General features: G+C 44.5%; 17 protein-coding genes. 13 read left to right on the top strand and 4 right to left on the bottom strand.

The genetic code is table 11. The features are described from left to right. The first annotated feature begins 135 nt into the window (after window positions 1-135). Window positions 136-1,308 carry a PDZ domain-containing protein gene (locus tag CSV69_RS12665; protein WP_099626107.1) on the top strand — a complete coding sequence of 391 codons (1,173 nt, stop codon included), beginning with the start codon at window positions 136-138 and terminating at the stop codon, window positions 1,306-1,308. Window positions 1,309-1,326: 18 nt separating this feature from the next. After that, window positions 1,327-1,578 (top strand): CsbA family protein, encoded by a 252-nt coding sequence (locus tag CSV69_RS12660; RefSeq protein ID WP_085428442.1) that lies wholly within the window; start codon window positions 1,327-1,329, stop codon window positions 1,576-1,578. A 109-nt stretch (window positions 1,579-1,687) separates the two neighbouring features. Here CSV69_RS12660 and CSV69_RS12655 read toward each other — a convergent pair whose 3' ends face one another. Both CSV69_RS12655 and CSV69_RS12650 read right to left on the bottom strand, forming a co-directional pair. Then, complete coding sequence (locus CSV69_RS12655) at window positions 1,688-1,990, bottom strand: AzlD domain-containing protein (protein WP_099693601.1); 303 nt, start codon at window positions 1,988-1,990, stop codon at window positions 1,688-1,690. Beyond that, window positions 1,990-2,676, bottom strand: coding sequence for an AzlC family ABC transporter permease (locus CSV69_RS12650; protein WP_232319651.1), 687 nt, complete (start codon window positions 2,674-2,676; stop codon window positions 1,990-1,992). Before CSV69_RS12650 ends, CSV69_RS12655 begins: the two co-directional genes overlap by 1 nt. A gap of 143 nt (window positions 2,677-2,819) precedes the next feature. Between CSV69_RS12650 and CSV69_RS12645 the strand changes: the two genes are divergently transcribed. The 9 genes from CSV69_RS12645 (at window position 2,820) to CSV69_RS12615 (ending at window position 15,723) form a co-directional block, all read left to right on the top strand. Then, the gene (locus tag CSV69_RS12645; RefSeq protein WP_099626106.1) at window positions 2,820-3,452 is read left to right on the top strand and encodes a TVP38/TMEM64 family protein; all 633 of its coding nucleotides are present in this window, start codon (window positions 2,820-2,822) and stop codon (window positions 3,450-3,452) included. A 388-nt stretch (window positions 3,453-3,840) separates the two neighbouring features. After that, on the top strand, window positions 3,841-4,095 hold the full coding sequence (locus tag CSV69_RS16700; RefSeq protein WP_143560833.1) for a hypothetical protein: 255 nt from the start codon (window positions 3,841-3,843) through the stop codon (window positions 4,093-4,095). Beyond that, window positions 4,089-7,721: a helicase-exonuclease AddAB subunit AddB gene (gene addB / locus CSV69_RS12640; RefSeq protein WP_369823960.1), complete on the top strand. Its 3,633-nt coding sequence runs from the start codon at window positions 4,089-4,091 to the stop codon at window positions 7,719-7,721. Before CSV69_RS16700 ends, addB begins: the two co-directional genes overlap by 7 nt. Next, window positions 7,705-11,409: a helicase-exonuclease AddAB subunit AddA gene (addA, locus tag CSV69_RS12635; RefSeq protein WP_099693598.1), complete on the top strand. Its 3,705-nt coding sequence runs from the start codon at window positions 7,705-7,707 to the stop codon at window positions 11,407-11,409. Before addB ends, addA begins: the two co-directional genes overlap by 17 nt. Then, complete coding sequence (locus CSV69_RS12630) at window positions 11,406-12,593, top strand: DUF418 domain-containing protein (protein ID WP_099693597.1); 1,188 nt, start codon at window positions 11,406-11,408, stop codon at window positions 12,591-12,593. Before addA ends, CSV69_RS12630 begins: the two co-directional genes overlap by 4 nt. Before the next feature lie 55 nt (window positions 12,594-12,648). Then, on the top strand, window positions 12,649-13,545 hold the full coding sequence (locus CSV69_RS12625; RefSeq protein WP_085429095.1) for a fumarylacetoacetate hydrolase family protein: 897 nt from the start codon (window positions 12,649-12,651) through the stop codon (window positions 13,543-13,545). 92 nt (window positions 13,546-13,637) lie between these two features. Then, entirely contained in the window at window positions 13,638-14,012 is a 375-nt protein-coding gene (locus CSV69_RS12620; protein ID WP_099626103.1) for a YisL family protein, read from the top strand. Between the two features lie 29 nt (window positions 14,013-14,041). After that, window positions 14,042-14,173, top strand: coding sequence for a resistance to Congo red protein (locus CSV69_RS17180; RefSeq protein ID WP_233192393.1), 132 nt, complete (start codon window positions 14,042-14,044; stop codon window positions 14,171-14,173). 179 nt (window positions 14,174-14,352) lie between these two features. After that, complete coding sequence (locus CSV69_RS12615; RefSeq protein WP_099693596.1) at window positions 14,353-15,723, top strand: alpha-amylase family glycosyl hydrolase; 1,371 nt, start codon at window positions 14,353-14,355, stop codon at window positions 15,721-15,723. Between the two features lie 155 nt (window positions 15,724-15,878). Here CSV69_RS12615 and CSV69_RS12610 read toward each other — a convergent pair whose 3' ends face one another. After that, the gene (locus tag CSV69_RS12610) at window positions 15,879-16,736 is read right to left on the bottom strand and encodes a DegV family protein (protein WP_085428451.1); all 858 of its coding nucleotides are present in this window, start codon (window positions 16,734-16,736) and stop codon (window positions 15,879-15,881) included. 12 nt (window positions 16,737-16,748) lie between these two features. After that, window positions 16,749-17,573 (bottom strand): Cof-type HAD-IIB family hydrolase, encoded by an 825-nt coding sequence (locus CSV69_RS12605; protein ID WP_085428452.1) that lies wholly within the window; start codon window positions 17,571-17,573, stop codon window positions 16,749-16,751. Between the two features lie 172 nt (window positions 17,574-17,745). Here CSV69_RS12605 and CSV69_RS12600 point away from each other — a divergent pair, with 172 nt between their 5' ends. Together CSV69_RS12600 and CSV69_RS12595 are read left to right on the top strand one after the other, a co-directional pair. After that, window positions 17,746-18,522 carry a prolyl oligopeptidase family serine peptidase gene (locus CSV69_RS12600; protein ID WP_099693595.1) on the top strand — a complete coding sequence of 259 codons (777 nt, stop codon included), beginning with the start codon at window positions 17,746-17,748 and terminating at the stop codon, window positions 18,520-18,522. Window positions 18,523-18,569: 47 nt separating this feature from the next. Further along, window positions 18,570-18,884, top strand: coding sequence for a metal-sulfur cluster assembly factor (locus CSV69_RS12595; RefSeq protein WP_085428454.1), 315 nt, complete (start codon window positions 18,570-18,572; stop codon window positions 18,882-18,884). The last annotated feature ends 690 nt before the right edge of the window (window positions 18,885-19,574 follow it).

Below are 19,574 nucleotides of genomic sequence, written 5' to 3'. Positions count from 1 at the left end.
AACGGGCAGCCTCTTTTTTTGTTGTGCAATTTAGCTTAAATTGGAACTTCCTATAAGAACTCTCTCGCTATTTTCCTTCTTTTTTTGTACAATGAAGAAAAGAGCTGTAAAGACAAGCGAGAAAGGTGACAGAAGATGTCTAGCGAACTATTACTTAATTTGAAAGATGCATTACTTTACTTTTTTCTGAATCCAGTCTGGCTAATCGCTCTCGTCGCTGCCTATATGCTTGGCAGTAAACGGGTAAGCCGTGAGCGAGCAGATTTCAATGTGGGCATAAACAAAGGCTCCACTGAAATGAAACACATGATTTCAGTCGGTTGGTTGCACGGTCTCGTCCTGTCGATTGTCATTGCAGGCGTTGGATTGATCGTCGACTTTAACTGGATTGTCATTTTATCTATCGTCATGTTGCTCGTCATTGTATCGTTCTCCTTTAAGTTAGCTTCACCGATCTACTATGCAACGATCGCGTTCTTTGCGTTATGGGCACTCGATCGATATGCAGGAGACTTTTCAATCGGCACATGGTTCGTTCAGGAAGATCTGAACTTCTTCGGTACATTAGCTATTACGGTACCGATTATTGCAGGATTGTTGTTAATTTCGGAAGGCTTATTGGTTCGTCGTCATGCGGCGCGTCATACGTCTCCCACATTCGTTCCGACGCAGCGTGGAATGCGTGGGGCAATCTACCAATCTAAATTACTATGGCTCGTACCTGTTGTGTTTTTAGTACCAGGACATATGGTAGCGGAATTCGCACCGTACTGGCCACAATTCACATTAGGTTCAGAGCAGTTTTCATTCATTCCGGTGCCTCTAGTCATTGGATTCTCGCAACTAGTAAGATCGACGTTCCCTGATGTGCTGTTCCCTAAAATGGGTAAAGCCATTGCTTGGCTCGGTATTGCTGTTGTTGCTGTAGGTATTGGCGCTATTTGGATGCCGGTGCTTGGTTGGGCTGCGTTGCTTGCGGGTGTACTATGCCGTCTCTTGTTGAGCGCTATGATTTCGATTTCAGAACGCAATAAACAAGTACTATTGGTACCTCAATCCGAAGGGGTGTATGTTGTAGCGGTTCTTGGAGATTCTCCAGCAGAGAAGATGGGTATTGTCCCAGGAGATTTGATCAAGTCGGTGAATGGGATCTCAATTCACAATGAAGATGAATTGTATGATGCGATCCAAGTCAATGCGGCACATTGTCGTTTACAAGTAATCGGTCGCGATGGTGAAGTTCGTTTGAAACAGCAAGTGCTGTTCCGTCATGACCACTTCCGTCTAGGCATTGTGGTTGTGCGATAAAAGGAGAGAACAAACAATATGCATGATTTCGAAACGAAGTTGATGCTTGCGATGTTTTTGCCGGGAATTTTAGTTGTGTTTTTTACGCGCGTGACATTTCATCACGTCGTGGGACTCATATTGACAGTGGCGCTCATTGCGGCTTCCGTTTATGCAGGATATACGCATAACTGGATGTTGTACGTAGCAGATGCAGTGTCACTGACAGTCGGTTTTTGGCTTGCGTCACGCATGGTGAAAAATGCGCGACTTAATCAAGCCGAGGAATGACAAAAGCGGTTTTCAAAGAGCAAATATGCTTTGAAAACCGCTTTTTGTTTTGTAAAATAAAAGTAACTGTTTTAACGGTCACAGCTCTGGGGAATAGTGAGAGTAAGAGTTAAAATAAACTATAGACAGCGAGCACGGCAATCGTGCCGATCACGACGAACATCACGTCTAGGCCAAAGAATGCAAGCGCAAAGGCAGTAATAGCTCCAATGATACCGAATAAAATATCATCTTGGATATGTAAAATAGCAGGAAATATAAGTGCACCGAGTACAGCATACGGAATATTGCGCAACACACCACTGACGATCGGTGGCAATTCTTTACCGTCGAGAAGGGTTAAGGGAATCATGCGCGGCAGATAGGTGGCAACTGTCATTCCGAGTAACATCCACCAATAAGAAGCACCCATCAGTTTTCCTCCTTTTGCTCAGTAAAGCGTTCAACATTTTTATTACTCTTCGTATAAAGGATTTCGACGAAGATGGCGGAAGCGAGTGTCGCAACCAAAATCGACCAGCCTGTAGACAATAAATTGGAATAATACAGTGCGCAGTGAATCGCAGCTGCAATTGCGGCAAGTAACACGACTTTACGGTTGCCTTTCATGGAAGGGACGAGTAGTCCGATGAACATTGCGTACAACGCAACAGACATAGCCTTTTGCAGAAACTGCGGTAAGTTGGCTCCGATGACGTGACCCACTGCCGTAAAGATCACCCAACTACTGTACGCGATCAACGCTACACCAAATGCGAAGGCCGTTGTGATCTGACGGTTCTTCTGCGTCGCAAGGACCGAAAATGTTTCATCGGTAATGCCGAATGCATAAATGGCTTTCTTCCATTTCGGTGCCGGCTCTACTTTTTCACTTAAGGCAGCTGTCATCAGGAAGTGCCGGATGTTGACGATAAATGTATTGGTGACAATGAGCCACGGTGCAACGCCTGTCGCAAGTAGGCTGAGCGCCATATATTGTGCGGCTCCAGCATAAACGAACAAGCTCATTGCAGTGGCTTCCAAAATCGAGAGGCCGGTCGTTTTAGCAAGCAGTCCGAATGTCAGCGCGACAGGGAAATAGCCAATCGCGATGCTCATGCCTGCTTTCAGCCCATGGAAAAAGGTTGTATTCACTAAGCAGCCCATCTTTCTTTTACTAATCTGACAGCTAGTATACTATAACTAGACAAATTCCACAGCAGTATGACTAAAAATTTTGATAATCGGTGAGGGTGTTGGCGATGAATGAATGGCTATCGATAGATAAAGTGGAGGAATTGGCGGCGCAGTACGAGGCGCTAGGTTTTTTAATGGGATTAATTCCACCGTTCGTGGAGGCTTTCCTGCCATTTTTGCCGCTCGTCGTATTTGTTATCGCTAATGCGATCGCCTTTGGATTTTGGCTAGGCTTTGTGCTTTCTTGGGTAGGTACCGTGGCAGGATCGTATGCGGTGTTCTTGCTTGTACGTAGGTTCGGTGGAAATAGGTTTTTCTCATTCCTCACGCGTCCCGTGAAAGTGCAACAGTTGATTCAATGGGTGGAGCGTAATGGCTTCGGTCCGTTATTTGTTTTGATATGTTTCCCGTTTACACCATCTGCTTTGGTGAATTTGGTGGCGGGTTTGTCGAATATGAATAAGAAGAATTATTTGTTTGTGTTGATGCTTGGTAAGCTGGTGATGATTATGATGATTTCGTTTATTGGGTATGATGTGCGGGCGTTGGTTACGCAGCCGGTCCGGACGTTGTTGATGTTTGTGGTGATTTTCTTGTTGTGGTTGGTGGGTAAGTGGTTTGAGCGTAGGTTGACGCGCAAGGTGGAGGATGATTTTAAGAGTTTTTCTAGTGTGCATGGTGGCGGCAAAAAAGAATAAAGGTTAACGGTTCCTGTCTCTCTTTTCTTTCGGTACAATGGAAGGAAGAGGGATGGGGATTTTTTGGTTGAAGTAGAGTGGAAGTGAAGGTGAGTGGAATAGCACCGTTGATCGACGTTCCAGGCGGACGCTTTCCCGAGGGCGTGGCTTGAGCCAAGCGAACAGCGGAGGGTTCGCTTTGCCGTATTTCTGTGTACTTTACAGAAATTAAGGCATCTGTCCGGGGTCTCAAGGCGCACGCTGATCCTCCGGGAGTCGCCGCCTTCCACTTACGATCAACTATTTTGTGGTTCTGATTGGTGTGACGGATTACTTTCAAGAGTTTTAGTGATAAATAATAATGTGTTGGGTCGTGGCTCGACTGGTTGTTGGTGACTGATGATAGTGAGTGTCTGCTTTCTGGATCCGCGCAGGCACGTGGGGGATTGCCTCCAGCCATGAGCCAACTAGCGGTGAGGCTGCTAGCTGTCTCATGGCCACGGCCGACCCCGCAGTTGTGCCTGCGCTACTAAGTACTTATCAAGTTTGTTTGTGGTTTATAGTAGATCAAACCAGTGACTGGAAAGTACTAGTTTCTATTCTTGCAAAACAAGTATCTGAACTGTCCTACACAAAATCTAACGTAAGCGGCTGCCAGTGGTAGGCGTAGTAATGAGACAGTCAGGTGCACTTCCTGACTGGCTCATTGCGTTAGCCATCCACCACCGCCGAAGTGGGTCCAATGACCACCCACTTACTATTCATATACACCAGCGTCAAAAGAAAGGGGAGACCACTATGTCATTGCGCTTCGTTACCGGACGTTCCGGAACAGGAAAAACCACCTTCATTGAAAAAGAAATCGCACAAGAACTGAAAGAACGCCCAATGGGAGCCCCCATCATCGTCATCGTGCCCGACCAACTATCCTACTCGATGGAATACAGCCTATCCGTCAAGTCAGGATTAACCGGCATGATCCGTGCACAAGTCCTCACATTCAAACGTCTCGCGTGGCGGGTGCTGCAAGAAGTAGGCGGCATCACACGTGAAGAAGTGGACAGCTTCGGTTACCGCATGCTTGTGCGTAGCGTGCTAGAAGAGAATAAAGAATCGTTTAAGCTATTTAAACAAGCCGCTTCCAAGCACGGGTTCGCTGAACAAATCAGCGACATCATGAAAGAGTTCAGCAAATATTGTATCGATCAGCAAGCGTTTACGGAATTAAAAACTTCGCTAGCAGAAAAGCAAGCGCCTCGGATTTTGCAGGATAAGGCGCATGATTTGCAGCTGTTGCTTGAGAAGATTGAAGAACGTCTAGGGACGACGTATATGGACAGTGAAGGACAATTGAATGCACTCGCTGATCAGTTGGCGCATTCCGAGTGGTTGCAAGATGCGTCGATCTACATAGACGGCTTCGGTGATTTCACGACACAGGAATACAATATAATTACGCAACTAATGAAATATACGAAACGTGTGACAGTCGTATTGCCAATGGAAGAAAAAGTGCATACTAGTGAGCATGAGTTATTCCATACGGCTCAGCAACAATATGAAACACTTCAACAACTTGCATACAGTGAGTCGGTAGATCGTGAAGAACGCGTGCATTTAACGGAGTCGCAGCGCTTTTTAAATCGTGAATTGGCTCATCTAGAAGAGCAGTTTGATCACTACCCTCCTAAAGCATTTGAATCCGAAGGGGCAATTCAGATCATTGAAGCGTCCAATCGACGTGCAGAGATTCATGCGGTAGCGCGCTCGATACGTAAAATGATGCGAGAAGGTAAACGATATCGGGGCATGACGGTTTTAAATCGTCAACCAGATGTCTATAACGAATTAATTCAAAACATCTTCACGCAATATGATATACCGGTTTTCATTAGCCAGAAAAAGCCGATGCTTCATCATCCATTGATTGAATTTGCGCGATCATTGCTTGAAGCCGTGCGCACGGATTGGTCGTATGAAGCAGTGTTTCGGGCTGTGAAGACGGACCTGTTTTTCCCTGTCAATGAAAGTAAGCAAGTATGGCGAGAGCGTGCAGATCGTCTGGAGAATTTCGTGCTCGCAAAAGGAATTCATGGTAAATCCCGCTGGCAAGACGAAGAACGCTGGAAAGTGAGTCGCTATAGAGGGCTCGAGAAGATTAAAACCATTCAGACGGATGAAGAACTGGCAACGCAGGCGGAGTTTGCCGAGACGCGCGATCTGATTCGGGAGCCGATTGAACAGTTACAGCAGAAATTAAAAGCAGCTGTGACAGGAAGAGACGTAGCGGAAGCTTTGTTTTATACGCTGGAGTCACTGAATGTCTACGATAAAATAATAGAGTTACAGCAAACCGAACAGACGAATAATCACCTACAAGCAGCGGCTGAACATGAACAAGCGTGGACGAGTTGGATTAATGTGCTCGATCAGTTCGTGTTGATGTTCGGGGAGAAAGAATTGCCGATTGCAGAAGCGATGAAAATATTAGACGAAGGATTCGATACGCTGGAATTCAAATTAATTCCGCCTTCGCTCGATCAAGTCACTGTGACGACTGTGGAATTATTTAATTCGATGGATGTGGAAGCGGTGTTCGTACTCGGTGCGAATGAAGGAATATTGCCACTGCGAAATGATCACGAAGGATTGCTTTCGGATAGCGACCGCGAGTTGTTTAGTGAAATTGGAATTACGTTGGCACCTACGACGAAACTTCAGCTTATGCGCGAGTCGTATATGGCGTATCGGGCGTTTACAGGAGCCAGTGCGCGTTTGACTGTCAGTTATCCAATTGCGGATGAAGAAGGAAAAGCGTTGATTCCGTCGCTTTATATTCCAAGATTGCAGCAAATCGTATCGAATATCCCTACAGAGATTGCCGTTATTGAGCCGACAGAGTTGTCCGAAGTAAAAGACAAGCTGGTCTATATCGAACATCCTGACGTTGCCCTGTCTTACGCAATTCGAATGATGCGCCAAGCATCGACTCAAGAAGAAATTGCGCCTGAATGGCAAGCGGTTCTCGCCTATTATAAAGAAGATCCCCTTTGGTCTTTAGTTATAGAGTCGATCATTCAACCCGCATTGAAGCGACAGAAAACGGAGCTTCTTGATTCGGAATTGACGACTGGTTTATACGGGTCATCCTTTACGACGAGTGTATCGAGAATTGAATCGTATTATAGCTGTCCGTTCCAACATTTCACGACGTATGGTTTGAATTTACAAGAGCGTTTTGAGTTCCAGCTAGAAGCACCGGATATCGGGGATTTATTCCATGCGGCATTGAAATGGGTTTCGGATGAAGTGATGCGCCAAGGCTTATCTTGGGCAGCATTGACGAAAGAGCAGTGCTGGCAGTTAGGCCGGGAAGCGATTGATGCACTGGCGCCGAAGTTTTTCCATAGAATTTTATTATCAAGTCAGCGCTATGCATATATTCAGCGGAAATTAATGCAAATCATTCAACGGACGATTCGCGCATTGCAGTCACAGGCTCGCAATTCAAGCTTCACGCCGATTGCGATTGAAGCAGGATTTGGTCCGAATGAAGAAATTGCACCGCTTGAAATCAACCTTAAAAATGGTCAACAGATGCATATTCGCGGACGCATCGACCGGATCGACACGATGAAGAAAGACGATCAAACTTTCTTGCGCGTGGTGGATTATAAATCATCAGCCCGTGCGCTTGATTTAACGGAAGTGTATTACGGCTTATCGCTACAAATGTTAACGTATCTCGATGTGGCGCTTGAGCACGCAGAAGACTGGTTAGGCGTCTATGCAAATCCTGCGGGTGTGCTGTATATGTACGTTCACAATCCGATGTTGCGATTGACGAAAGAGTTGAATGAAGACGCTATCGAAAAAGAATTAATGAAATCATATAAAATGCAAGGCTATATAGTGGAAGACGCAGATGTGGCGCTCGCAATGGATGACCAACTGGAAAGTGAGTCACTCATTATTCCGGCGCGTTTGAAGAAAGACGGCTCGTTTTATTCGACTTCAAAAGTCGTGCCGCCTGAAGATATCAATATTTTGCGTTCGTATGTCCGCAAGAAACATCAGCAAGCAGGGGACGGTATGTTGTCCGGCGATACACGCGTCTATCCGTACCGCTTGAAGGAACATATGCCGTGTACATTCTGTTCGTATCAATCGATTTGTCAGTTTGATAGTACGGATCCGACACAGCCTACACGGAATTACACAGCCTACAAGTCAGAAGAGTCATTAGAAAAGATGCGGAAGGAGATAGATCCAGATGCGAATTCCAGATAAGCCGCCACACGAGACGTTTACCGACGAGCAGTGGAAAGCAATTCACGCGTCCGGTAAAGACATCCTCGTATCGGCTGCGGCAGGTTCAGGAAAGACGAAAGTTCTCATTACACGGATGATTGAAAAAGTATTAAATACAGAACACCCGATAGATGTCGATCAGTTATTAGTTGTGACGTTTACGAATGCGGCTGCCGCTGAAATGCGTCATCGAATGGCCAGTGCGCTTGAAGAAGCGATTGCTGAAAATCCTTCTTCTATCCATTTGCGCAGACAGCTGAATCTGCTCAATAAAGCACAAATCTCTTCCTTGCATTCATTCTGTCTGCAAGTCGTTCGCCAGTATTCATATGTACTGGATATAGATCCAGGATTCCGTATTGCGGATACAACGGAAGCAGCCATTTTACGCGATGACACAGTGGCAACGGTTTTGGAGGAGGCGTATAGTCAGCCCGATCCGGAAGCGATGTATCGTCTAAGTGATAGCTTTACAGCCGACCGTAATGATCAAGCGATCGAGACATTGATTGATAAACTGTATGACTATTCACGGGTCCATCCGAATCCATCACACTGGTTGGAGTTGATCCCAAAGCAGTATGAAATTGGTGACGAGGCGACGATTGACGACTTGTCGTTCATTGATTCGCTGAAAGTATCGATCCAACATACGCTTGAAGAAGCAAAAACGGTGACGCGCGATTTACAGCGAGTAGCGGAAATGAATGATGGACCGTTGCCGTTACTAGAAACCGCAAAAGCCGACGAAGCATGGATTGACGGCGCGCTCGAATATATGCTTCACGGTAAGTGGGAAGATGCGTTTGCCTACTTCCAGACGTTGAAGTGGGTGAAGGCGGGCACGATTCGTAAAGATTCGTGTGACGAAGACTTAGCCGCGCGAGGTAAGTCGATGCGCGATCAAGTAAAGAAAATCGTTACCGCGTTAAAAGACACGTACTTTACTCGGACACCTGCCAGATTATTGGAGGAAATTCGTTTGATGGCGCCGCTCATGCACACGCTTGTCGGATTGGTAGAGGACTTTACGGCACGTTATCAAGCGTTGAAAGAAGAGCGCGGCTTAGTGGATTTCTCGGATCTTGAGCACTATGCGTTACAGATTTTATCCGAAGAAGTAGATGGGGTACTCGTTCCTTCCGATATTGCGAACGATTACCGCAATCGATTTGCGGAAGTATTAGTGGATGAATATCAAGATACGAACTTCTTGCAAGAGGCTATTTTACAATTAGTCAAGCAAGGTGGAGAAACGGACGGCAATTTATTCATGGTAGGGGACGTTAAACAGTCGATCTATCGTTTCCGTTTAGCTGAACCGGGATTGTTTTTAGGGAAGTATGATCGCTTTACAACAGACGTAGACGATCAAGGCTTGAAAATCGATTTGAATGCCAATTTCCGAAGCCGTAAAGAAGTACTGGACGCGACGAACTTTATTTTCAAGCAGATTATGGGGACGCGTGTCGGGGAAATTGAGTATGACGAAGCGGCTGCGTTGAAGTACGGTGCACAGTATCCTGAAAAAGACGTGTCAGCTGGACTGACGATTTTGTATGAGAATGAAGAAGATGAATTGTCTGAGGAGCAAGAAGCCCAGCAAGAGTTGAAGAAATCTCAGGCAGAAGCGCGTTTCATTGCGCAGAAAATCAAGACATGGAAAGACGAGAAAGCACAAGTGGCGGATGCATTCAACGGTAAGCAACGTCCACTCGAATACAGTGATATCGTCATCCTTATGCGCTCGATGACTTGGTCGAGCGAAATTGCGGATGAATTAAAAGCCGCTGGGATACCTGTCTATGTATCATTGTCTTCAGGCTATTTTGATGCGATTGAAGTCATGATCATGCTCAATACATTGCGTGTCGTGGACAATCCATATCAGGATATTCCACTCGTCTCAGTGTTGCGTGCTCCTTTTGTCGGCATGACGGAAAATGAGCTGGCACAAATTCGTCTTGTTAATCGCAATGTGACGTTTTATGAAGCGCTACAAACCTTTATGCAAACAGGTGGTGCCGGAGTCAATCCAGCGACACAGGAAAAACTTCAACGCTTTTTCTTGTTGCTGGAAGACTGGCGGAATAGGGCGCGTCATGGTTCGTTGTCAGAATTGATTTGGCAAGTCTACCAAGATACGCATTATTACGAAATGGTCGGAATTTTACCGAACGGAAAACAGCGCCAAGCCAATCTACGTGCTCTCCATGATCGGGCGATGGCTTATGAAAAAACATCATTCCGTGGACTGTTCCGTTTCCTTCGATTTATCGATCGCATGCGTAAACGTGGCGATGATCTTGGGGAAGCGCGGTTCATGAGCGAAAAGGAAAACGTCGTGCGTATCATGACGATCCATTCATCAAAAGGCTTGGAGTTCCCGTATGTATTTTTAGCGGGGATGGGGCGTCCGTTCAATAAAATGGACTTTAATCAATCGTATTTATTCGATCAGCATTTCGGGCTCGCTGTTAAAGCGATTGATCCCGAGAAACGTATTATGTTCACGTCACTACCGTTTCTAGCGATCAAAGAGAAGAAGGAGCTAGAGATGCGGGCAGAGGAAATGCGGGTGCTCTACGTGGCTATGACGCGTGCTAAGGAGCATTTGGAGCTGATTGCCTCGGTTAAAGACATTGAAAAGACGATGAACAAGTGGCAAGAAGCACAGCTACTGGATGAAGATGCGCCTCTACCGGAATACAAACGTTCACGGGCGACGGGTTATCTAGATTGGATTGGACCGGCTGTCGCGCGTCATATAGACTTTGGAAAATTCGGTAAGACAGCTGGCGGTGAATTAATGGACGACGCGTCTTCGTGGGAAGTCAATGCGTATCCATTTTCTGCTTTCCATAGTACCGATGAGATGGAGATTGAAGATTGGATTCCTATTGACCAAGAGGCGGCAGTGGCGGATCCGAAGTTAGTTACAGAAGTGCGCAATCGTTTTGATGCACAGTATCCGTATGAATTTGCGGTCGGTTTGTCTTCCAAGCAATCGGTCAGTGAGTTAAAGCGGATTGCATTGCTTGAACTAGAGCGGGGAGATGCGGATCCGTTTGAAGAGTTGGAGCCAGACGTCACGAAACGAATTTCCAATCTTCATGCACGTCCATCATTTTTGCAGAAACGTTCCTTAACAAAAGCAGAAATTGGTACGGCGATGCATACTGTCATGCAGCATCTTCAGTTGAAAGCAGAACTGGATCAAGCCAGTGCCAAGGAATTCGTCGAACAGCTTGCGAAGCGTGAGTTGCTGACAAAAGAAGAGGCGGCTGCGATTGACGTTCAGGCGATTATCGCATTTTTCCATACGACACTTGGCCAACGAATGGCTCAAGCCGATCAAGTGTTGCGTGAAATGCCATTTACCTATGCGTTGCCCGCTATAGAAGGCGAGTATCAGTTACTGCAAGGTATCGCGGATTGTCTGTTCCATGAAGACGGCGAGTGGGTGCTCGTTGATTATAAAACGGATGATGTCAGTAAGTTTCATTCGGATCAAGCGATTGCGAAAGAAATGCAAGTCCGTTATGGCACTCAGTTGAGTTTGTATAAAAAAGTATTGGAATCCATTCTCTCGATTGAAATTAAAGAAATGGTGCTCTACTTATTTAGCGGAGCAAAAATCATTAGCTTACAGGAGGAATTTGTTTGAAGTTGACACCTACATCCCTTACGGAGCGAGTGGAAGCACTCGATTTCTTAAGGGGTATTGCGTTACTTGGAATTTTGATAGCGAATATGATTCATTTTCATTCGCCATATGCGTATATGGATCCGTATTCCTGGTACACCATTCCGCATGAGCAATCGATGTTCCATTTTATTGATGTATTTATTGAAGCCAGTTTCTACCCACTATTCGCCATGCTGTTTGGCTATGGCTTGAATATGCAGTATGAAAAGTCATTGAAAAATGACACGTTGTTTGCGCCGTTCATGGCACGACGTATGGGAGTTCTACTAGTTATCGGTGTGTTGCATGCGGTACTCATTTGGTCTGGCGATATTTTGTTTACGTATGCGCTCATGGGATTCATCATGATTGCGGTGATCCGGATTCCAAAGAAGTGGTTACTGGCGCTGTCGTTAGTTATTTATTTTGTGCCGACATTATTGTTGTACAGTATTTTGGCGCTTACTCGTAGTGCGACTTCATCGAATATGTTGGATGGATTTGAAGATGTTCAGCAAATTGAACGAGCGATTGCCGCCTATGCAAACGGCACGTTCGGCGATATTTTCGCTTTTCGTTTGAATGAATTCTTCACTTTTCAAATCATTGGCTCGATTACAGCGGTCTTTATCATTTTGCCGTTGATCATGTTCGGAGCAGCATTATCGAAATTCAAAGTCGTCGAGCGTATGTATGCGCTGAAAGGGAAGTTGCTGGTAGCCATGCTAGTATTTATTCCGATTGGCGTTGTTTTGAAAAACATTCCGAGTTGGGATGGGCCAAAGTTTGAAAATATTTTACTCGTTCAATCGATATTCGGTGGACCCATTCTGACACTTGGATACGGAGCGATGTTCTTATTACTGTTCCAAATCCCATTTTTAAAGCGTATTACGCAACCTTTTGCAAAAGTTGGCAGGATGGCATTCACGACGTATATTATGCAGTCGGTTATCGCAACGTTGATATTTTATTCATATGGAGCAGGTCTGTATGGTAAAGTAGATATAGTGACCGGCACGTGGTTGGCAATCGGAATTTTCGTAGTCCAGCTCATTATTGCGCAGGTTTGGTTAGCGAAATTCCGGATGGGACCACTCGAAGCCATTTGGCGGAAGTTGTCGTATGGAAAGAATTTCACCGTTAAAGAGGAAAAAAAGTAGATTTTGTCGTAACATAGGAGTATGTGAATTCACATGGAAAGGGTTGGGTATTCAAATGAAATTATTGTCATTCCGTTACGAAGGACAGACTTTATTCGGACCAAAAGTTAAACGTGAGGAAGCTGTGTGGGATCTAATCGCAATGGCTGAGGCATTGGAACAAACTGATTTCCCTAAAACGATGATCGAAGGCGTTTCCCACGGCATGGATTTCGTGGAGGAAGTTCGTAAATTGGTAGAGAAAACTGAAGCTGAAGGAAACGTAGAGCAGTTCAAGCATGCGTTCACTGACATCGAATGGTTATCTCCAATTCCACGCACACCGAAAAATGTGTTATGCGTAGGGAAGAACTATCTTGATCATGCAGAGGAACTTGGATCGAAAGCACCTGAGAAATTGATGATATTCACAAAATCCCCTACTTCAATTGCGGGAGACGAGCAAACGTTACCGATCCACAGTGAAGTGACTGATTCATTAGATTACGAAGGTGAACTGGCGGTTGTGATCAGTAAGACGGGCAAAAACATTCCAAAACAACTGGCATATGATTACGTGTTCGGCTATACAATCGGTAATGATATTACAGCACGCAATATCCAATCGGAACACAAGCAGTTCTTCTTAGGAAAAAGTTTAGATGGTTCTTGTCCGATGGGTCCTTATGTGGTGACGAAAGACGAAATTCCAAACCCACAAAATCTATCCATTGTAACGAAAGTGAATGATGGTGTGCGCCAAAACGGTAATACATCTAATATGATCTTTAAAATTGACGACTTGATTGCTGAAATCTCCAAGTACGTCACGTTGGAGCCAGGCGATGTAATCTTGACAGGCACGCCAGCTGGTGTTGGTAAAGGTATGACACCTCCAACGTACTTGAAAAAAGGCGATACAGTTAAAGTATCGATCGAAGGTATCGGTACACTAGTTAACCGTTTCGAATAATACGCAAGTCTATGAGGTAAACAATAGAATAGTCGTAGCTTGAAAGATATGGTAGAATATCAATCGACTATACTAATAATGAGGTGGAAGTAATGGGATTTTTAACTGATACAACCCATATGCATATTTTTACATGGGTAGTAGGTGTTGTACTATTTTTAGTAGCAGCAAGTATGGCAAATGGAACAAAAGGAAAAAAGATTACACATATGATTTTGCGTCTGTTCTATGTATTGATCGTCATCACAGGAGCTGCGTTATTCTTTAAGCATATGAGTATTGATTCCATGCTATATGGCATCAAATTTGTACTGGGTATTTTGACAATCGGATTTATGGAAATGGTTCTCGTTCGCGGAAGTAAAGGGAAGAACACGGGTCTTATGTGGATTCTCTTCGTCGTCGCGCTACTTGCAACGATGTTCGTAGGTTTCAAATTACCAATGGGCTTCAACTTTTTCGCATAATGACTACTGATCGATAAGGAGATGGAAGAATGGCAACACAAACAGGCTGGATATTTTTGATAGTGATCCTGTTACTGATGGCGTTGTTTGCCGTCTCCGTTATCGTCAGTGCGCGAAGGCAGCGGGATCCGGACTTCTTTACTGAAGACGATAACTCATAACCATGCGCGAGCAGTGGGGGATTTTTCCTCTCCTGCTTTTTTTATTTGGTTATTCGACATTCTTTCACAAGATTGCCGTATTTATAGAACGTGTCAATGGTTTTCATAAGAAAGAATGGCGTGGTCATCAGCTGTTTGATAAACTAAAAGAAGAGTGTGTATGAGGAGGATTTACTAAAGTGAAACGAATATTCGGACTACTGGCAACAGGTTTACTTGCCCTATCGATAGCACAACCCGCTTTTGCAGATACCGACAGAACGTTCAACGACGAAAGTATCTATGATTTACTTGTCGACCGCTTCAATAACGGACTTGGAACGAATGACACGGAAGTCAACGCACAAGACCCGAGTAAATTTAACGGGGGAGACTTTGTTGGAATTAGCAATCGATTGGAACATTTGATCGATATGCATTTTACGATGATTTCGGTCGGACCGGTTTTCAAAACGGCTTCTTATGATGGCAATGAAGTCCTTGACTATAACGAGATTGAGCCGCACTTCGGTACTACGGAAGAGTTTATTGCATTGATTGATGAGATGCATGCGAATGATTTAAAAATCATGGCGGACTTCCCGCTAGTAGGTGAAGTAAATGATCCCGCTGTCCAGGATGAACTACTGAAATCGGCTGTACAATTTGTTTCTGATTATGAGTTGGACGGGCTTCGTCTGACGAAAATTGCTAACGCAAACACTGAGTTCCTGAACAATATGATTGAAGCCGTGAAAGAAGCGAACGAAGGACTATACGTGATCACCAATGAACAAAGTGATGCAGCATTTGACAGTGTACCTGCTGAAAAACAAAGTGCAGCTATCCAAGAATCATTCGTGCAAGTAGATCCGGATACCTCTTCATTGGATCAATTCAGTAATGATGACGCTGGAAAGTTACTACAGTTTGATGATTTAACTGGAACCCGTTTTACATATAAAATGGTGGAACTACGTCAATTCCCACCAACACGTTGGAAAGTGGCGACAGTGGCACAGTTCATGCTTCCTGGTGTTCCGTTAGTACCGTATGCGACAGAAATTGCTGTTAATGGTAAAGAGGCACCTGAATCCCACCCGTTCTTCAACTTCAAGACAGATATGGAGTTACAAGAGTGGATTGGTGATCTGAATACGCTTCGTAATGATTCAGATGCACTTCGCACTGGTGATTTTAAGTTCTTGCATAATGAAGATGGATTTGTTGTGTTTGAACGTTCCAATGAGGATGAGAAGTGGATTATTGCGTTGAATAATACATCTGAAGTGCAAAGTTTGGAAGTGAACCCGAGTGAGCTTGGGGAGAAGAAGAAGCTTCGCGGTGTGCTTGGTCAAGATTTGATCAAGGAGACGAAAGATAATCAGTATCATGTGGTACTAGATCGTGAGACTGCGGAGATTTATCTTGTAGAGGATGATAAAGGATTCAATACGCCTTATTTGATTGCTTCTATTTTGGTTGTGGTGTTGTTTATTGGATTCCTATTCCTTGTTATTCGTAAGGGGAAGCAGAGTCGGGTTGAGAATGCTGTTAATCAAGAGAAGTAAGAATACTGTTGATTAACGTTCCAGTCGAACGTTTTCACATGGGCTAATGCATTAAACTTTAAGAGTTAATTTAAAAGAAAAAACTCAAGATGAGTTCCCGATACTGGAATTCAACTTGAGTCTCAGACAGTCTGCTTTTCGTGCAGGCTGTTTTTTTATTCGTTTTTTGTGTTGTTTAGGAAGAATAGGGCGATGGTTCCGGGGCCGGCGTGTGAGCCGATGACGGACCCTATTTGATGAATTTCGATTGCTTTTGGTTGAATGACTTCTTGTATCATTTCTTGGAATTCTTTAGCTGTAGCTAGGTCGTCACCATGGCTGATCGCGATGGTTTGTTCTTGTAGGTTGCTGCCGCGTTCTTCCATCATTTCGATCATGCGACGAAGGACTTTTTTGCGTCCGCGGTGTTTTTCAATTGGGACGAGTTTACCGTCTTCTACATGCAACAACGGTTTGATGTTGAGTAATCCGCCGAAAAACGCGCTGGCCTTGGATACGCGTCCGCCTTTTGCCAAGTAGTCTAGATCTTCTACAGTGAAGAGGTGTTCCATATGTGTTGCCATTGTGCGGATTTCTTGTTCGATTTCTCGCATGCCGACGCCTTCATTGCGCAGTCGCACGGCTTCTTTAACGAGTAGACCGTATCCGAGTGAGGCGCAATGCGTGTCGATAACTGCCAAGTCCATGGACGGGTTTTCTTCTTTCACTTGGTCGCTCGTCATGACGGCAGTTTGGTATGTGCCTGACAGTTGGGAGGAGAATGCGATGTAGATGCCGTCTTCACCGGACGTTGCAAGGTCTTTCCAAGTCGTCATCATTTTATCAGGTGAAGCTTGGGAGGTCTTTGGCTGTTGTCCTTGACGAATAGCATCAAAAACTTCCTTCGAATTAATCTCCACGATATCTTCGTATTCTTTTCCATCTAGAAGAACGCTTAACGGAAATAGTTCTACTTCATTTTCTTCAAAGAAGTCTAGAGGTAAATCACAAGCACTATCCGCAAAAATTCTCATTTCTCTTCCCCCTTATACAAAGATGTTTTTCTGTAATGATAGTCGCTCTTCTAATATACGTGAAATGCCGTCTTCATTATTTGTGTCGGTGATTTCATCTGCAATGGATTTCAACTGATCAATGGCATTCCCCATCGCAACGCCTGTCCCTGCGTAGTCAATCATTTCCAGGTCATTGTCTTCGTCGCCAAATGCGATAATGCGATCTTTCGGTATATTCATCCATTTAGAAACAGCATCAATTCCGACGGCTTTATTGAGGCCGTGGCGTACAATTTCCACAATGTTAAACGGGGCCCCCCAGCGTCTATGATCGATGACTTCCGCATGCAACTCTTCAAGATGCTGACGAATCGGATCGACTGTCAGTTGGTCGGCTTGAATCAGTAGACTCGTTGGATCGGTTTTCAATGATTTCCGGATGTCACCAGTCGTAATAAGCGGACTTCCAAAGTTTAAAATATCCAAAAAGCGCTCATCATGATAATGGGTATAGACGTCATCCATCACTTCCGCCACAATATTTTCGATTGGAAAATCTTGCATTGCTTCCACTACTTCGTTGACGATAGGTAATGCAATCGTTTCGTGGATTGTTTTCCATGAACGGTCGGTAGGGTGATGAACAAAGGCTCCGTTAAAGTTGACGATGGGTGTCGTCAATCCAAGTTGTCGGTAATAAATTTCACTCGCACGGTAGGGACGTCCTGTCGCAATCATGACATGATGCCCTTGCGAAACGGCTCTACGAAGTGTTTCTTCCGTTTTGGATGATATATCTTTCTGATCTGTTAGTAATGTTCCATCTAAGTCTAAAACTATTAAATGTGGTTTCAAGAAATCCTCTCCTACTTATGCTTATAGTATCAGATTGTTATGTCTTTATAGTTTATCGTTAAACGTGTAAGTAAGTCAAAAGAATGGATGATAAGGCGAAGGTTTTGTCTTATTCGGTAAATGTTGTTATCCTAAAATAACAGTAACTGATCGTAAGAAAAGAGGAATCGTCATGATTATTCGAGCAGAAAAGTGGCAAGAGATCCCAGTGCTTCATATCGTAGAGGAGTCAAAAGAAACCGAACACATTCCTGTTGTCCTATTTTTTCATGGATTCACTAGCGCGAAGGAACATAATTTACATTACGCATATAACTTAGCTAAACAAGGAGTTCGTGTAATTTTACCGGAAGCCAAATTGCATGGGGAACGTTCAGAATCTCTGAATGAATTTCAACTAGCATTGAACTTTTGGGATATCGTATTGACTTCCATTAAAGAAGCAGATGTTTTGCATGATGAGCTGTTTAGAAAAGAATTAATTGATGAAGAAACACGTATTGGCATGGGTGGCACTTCAATGGGTGGCATTACAACATTCGGCTGCTTGTCGAGTTACGATTGGATAGACGCAGCATCCGTCATGATGGGATCACCAGCAATTACACGCCTGGCAAAAGGTCAAATTTCGCATGCAGAACGTGACGGTAGAGAATTACCGGTGAGCCAAAAAGAACGCGAACAACTTTTTGCGGCACTAGATCAAATAGACTTATCACAAAATCCACGCAGATTGCATCAGCGCCCACTCTTCATGTGGCATGGTGAACAAGATACTATGGTGCCATTTGAGCTCACAAAAGAATTTCACGAAGAAATTCAAGAGGATTACGAAGACCATCCAGAGCTACTGAAATGGATGCCTGACGAACATGCAGGCCACTCCGTTTCGCGTCCAGGAATGCTAGCCGCAGTCAATTGGCTTGCAGAGCATTTGCACGCAAGGTAGTATGTTGGTAAGATAAGATTACTACACAGCAGAGAGGAGCATTCCTAATGAACACAGAAGAAGAAATCAAGCAGTATTTATTTGGTGCATTAGAAAACGTCATCGACCCTGAATTGGGTATTGATATCGTCAACCTTGGATTGGTTTACAATGCAGAGTTGCTTGACGAAGGAGTCGCGAAAATAACAATGACGTTGACGTCTATGGGTTGCCCGATGGGTCCACAGATTGTAGCGAATATTGAGCAGGAGCTAATGGAGCTTCCTGAAGTGAAGGATACAGTGGTAGATATTATTTGGAATCCACCATGGTCCCGCGATAACATGTCTCGTTATGCCAAGATTGCACTCGGCGTACGTTAATAGAATACACCAACCACACCTTTTTATAGGGTGTGGTTTTTTTCGGTCTATGAGTCAGAATGAAAAGGAATGAAGTAGGCGGCAGGGGCTTGGCGTGGGGATTGGCGCTTCGGAGGGGACGCTTTCTGGAGGGCGGGCGGTGAACCACACCCCTGCGCTGCGCTTCGGCGGGTGTTTCACCTGTCCCGCTGATCCTCCCAGAGTCGCCCCTCCTACGCACCAATCCCTTGCAATGTAAGTACACGACACTTTTTGTTGTACATTGAAGTTATGCTTGTGATTAATGTTGAGCTTTCGAGGCTATGAGCGGTTATTAAGGTTCTATGATCACATAGATGAATCTATGAGCACTCGTGGCGTCTAATAGAGCGGATAGTGCGTGCTATAGAGCGCAAAAAGTGTTCTAAGAGCGCTTAAACGGATTCTATGAGCGGAAGTTGGAAGCTGGAGCACCAAATCCACTCGTCCTCACCTTGCTAAGTACACTTGTACTTGTACTTTTTAAAACAAAGCAACAATTAACAAACAACCTACAATCAGTGATTTAAGTACCCCTACTATCAACGTAGGATGGAAGCGGAAGTTGGGGGCGACTCCCTCTTGAAAAGGTGATGATGACAAGGCTTGTCGCATTATTCTATTGACCCAAAAAGAATTTATATGACTAGTAAAGAGAATCGTCTACCTGAA

Source organism: Sporosarcina sp. P26b, from assembly GCF_002743245.1.
Lineage (GTDB): Bacteria > Bacillota > Bacilli > Bacillales_A > Planococcaceae > Sporosarcina > Sporosarcina ureae_C.
This window is presented reverse-complemented; position numbering and strand designations above follow the sequence as displayed.